General features: G+C 68.8%; 3 protein-coding genes. 1 reads left to right on the forward strand and 2 read right to left on the reverse strand.

Going from position 1 to position 2,717, the window contains the following annotated elements; genetic code table 11:
• Nucleotides 1-349, forward strand: a 349-nt coding sequence (locus tag ACZ6EM_RS40270; RefSeq protein ID WP_465774661.1) for a hypothetical protein, incomplete at its 5' end; no start/stop codon positions are given.
• Between the two features lie 57 nt (nucleotides 350-406).
• Here the strand turns inward: ACZ6EM_RS40270 and istB are convergent.
• Nucleotides 407-1,177, reverse strand: coding sequence for an IS21-like element helper ATPase IstB (istB, locus tag ACZ6EM_RS40275; RefSeq protein ID WP_465774662.1), 771 nt, complete (start codon nucleotides 1,175-1,177; stop codon nucleotides 407-409).
• Nucleotides 1,174-2,526 (reverse strand): IS21 family transposase, encoded by a 1,353-nt coding sequence (gene istA / locus ACZ6EM_RS40280; RefSeq protein WP_465774663.1) that lies wholly within the window; start codon nucleotides 2,524-2,526, stop codon nucleotides 1,174-1,176. Before istA ends, istB begins: the two co-directional genes overlap by 4 nt.
• Nucleotides 2,527-2,717: the final 191 nt, after the last annotated feature.

Consider the following 2,717-nt stretch of genomic DNA (forward strand, 5'->3'; position numbering starts at 1 on the left):
CGAGTCCAACGAGGACCGCAGGGACAACACGCTGGACGTGTGGCTGCGTGCGGGGCCGTGGAAGCCCGATGTGGTGGTCTCACTGTCCAATCTCCACTCGGTCCGCCCGTGGGAACCCGGGCTGTTCCCCGGACTGGACCCCATCTTCATTGACGGGATCTCCCTGATCCACCTGCCGAGGCTGCCGTCGCCCTGGCCTGCCGAGGCGGTCGGCCGACTCGACCGCTCCGATGACCTGCCCGAACTGGTCTGGCTGAGGATCAGCGGGCCGCTTGAAGTCGACGCTGTCGCCGGGGTCGTGACCGTCTACCAGGCCCAGAGCGAGGATGCGGCCTCTGTGCTCCAGTGAAAGCCAGCCGCTTGACGGCTCAGGCAGCAGCGAAACCTCGGTGGACGGGTCGACCGCTCAGGCGACGTCGGTTTCCCGGTCGATGGCCTGGAGGCGGTTCTTGAGGCGGTAGCTGTTGCCGTTGATCGAGATGACGTCGCAGTGGTGCAGGAGCCGGTCGAGGATGGCGGTGGCGAGGACCTCGTCACCGAAGACCTGGCCCCATTCGCTGAAGGTCTTGTTCGAGGTCAGGATGATCGAGCCCTTCTCGTAGCGCTTGGAGATCACCTGGAAGACCAGGTTCGCCTCGGCGCGTTCGAGGGGCTGGTAGCCCACTTCGTCGACCACGAGGACGCTGGGCCGCAGGTAGGTGCGGAGCTTGTTGGTCAGGCGCCCGGCGGTCTCGGCGGCTTTGAGGTGGCGGACCATGTCGTCGAGGCTGGTGAAGTAGATCGAGTAGCCGGCCCGGCAGGCGGCGACCGCGAGGGCGACGGCCAGGTGGGTCTTGCCGACCCCGGGCGGTCCCAGCAGGGCGGCGTTCGCCTTGGCTTCGACGAAGGAGAGCGTGGCCAGGTCCTTGACCTTGCGCGGGTCGAGGTCGGGCTGGAACGAGAAGTCGTAGTCGTCCAGGGTCTTGTGGTGGGGCAGCTTGGACAGTCGCAGGCCCTGGCGGAAGCGGCGGTCGTCGCGAACGGCCAGTTCCTCGGCGAGGAGGAGGTCGAGGAAGTCGAGGTAGCCCATCTTCGCCTCGTCCGCCCGCTTGGCGTACTGGTTCAGGCTCTCGGCGAGGTGGGGCAGGCCCAGCTTGACGGCCATGGTGCGGATGCGGTTGCTGACCAGCTGACTCAACGGACGTCCTTCGTCGGGGAGTTGGAGGTGAACGGGCGGGTGCCGGTCAGCTCGTCGTAGACGGACAGCGGTCGGCGGCCGACCTCGACGCGGGCGGCGGCGGCTCGGTTGAGCAGGGCCCGAAGCGGGCCCACTTCCTCGGCCAGGGGCTGTTCGTGGCGGGGCCGGGGCACGACGTCGCCCGTCGTGACGCGCCTGGTGTCGCCCTTGGGCAGGCCGTCCCAGTGCCGCTCGTCGACGATGCGGGCGCCGCGGCCGACCGCCCGGGAATGGACGGCCAGCAGGGTGCTGCCGGCTGAGTCGGGGACGGTCGAGTGCAGCACGACCTGGGACTTCGTGGCCCGGATCTCGACCAGCTGGCGCGGGCGGACCCGGCGGGCGGGCACCGAGTAAAGGTTCGCGTCGAAGGCGACCAGGCAGTCCTTGCCGACGTACCGCAGGTGGCGTTGCGCGACCACATAGGGAGTTCGCGGCAGCGGCCGCAGGGCCACGTGGTCGCGGATCGCGCGAAGGCCGATGACCTCGCCGTGGGTGCCGTGGACCCGCGCACGCCGCAACGGCACCCAGGCCGTGAACGCGGCGTCGAGCTCCTCGATCGAGGAGAACGCCCTCCCGGCAAGGACGTGGTCGCGGACGATCAGCACCTGGCGCTCGACCCGGCCCTTGCCGGTGGGACGGTAGGCGGCCAGCACGTCGATGTCGAAGTCGTAGTGACCGGCGAACGCGACCGCCTCCGGGTGGAGCGGGACCGCCTCGCCGGGGGCGACGTGTCGGCGGACCACGGTCTTGGTGCGGTCGTAGACGATGCTCATCGGCACTCCGCCGAAGTGCGCGAACGCCTGCCGGTGGCAGTCGAAGAACGTCGCGAGGTCCTGGCTGGTGGTGAAGCAACAGAACGGGTCCCGCGAGTACGACAGCGTCATGTGGAACGAGTAGACCTTCGGGATGCCGACGTGCGCGAGGATTCTGCCCTCATCGCCCCAGTCCACTTGGGCCTGGGCGCCGGGCACGACCTCGAAGCGTCGATGCAGGCCCGCGAGTTCGCCGGGGTTGATGCCGAGTTCCTCGGCGATCCGGGGCCTGGCCTCCTGCAAGTAGATCTTGATCCGCTGGTAGTTGATGGCGGTCCCGTACTCCTGGACCAGCCGTTCGTGGATCACCGTGCCCTTGAGGAGGACCTCGGAGCGCAGCATCGCGTCGATCAGCGGGGCGACCTCGTCGACCGTCCGCGGCCGGGGCAGGGCACCCGGCGCCCGCTGCGGAGGCGCCGCCGGGACCTGGCCTGAGAGGTACTTCGCGACCGTGCGGCGGTTCAGCCCGGTCTCCTGCGCGATTTGCCGCTGACTCACCGCGCCGGAGTCGTACAGCGCGCGATACCGCCTCAACTCCAGCCAACGATGCGGGTCCAAGACCACTGCCAACCGCCTCTCTGCCGCTCGAAACCGACGACAGCAGGCTCACGGACAACAGCCTTTCACCGCATCAACTCTGGTGCACAGTCACTCGTACGAGGTGGTGCATGTTGACTCGTACGCCGACA

It is taken from the genome of Kitasatospora sp. NPDC041917 (genome assembly GCF_055589745.1).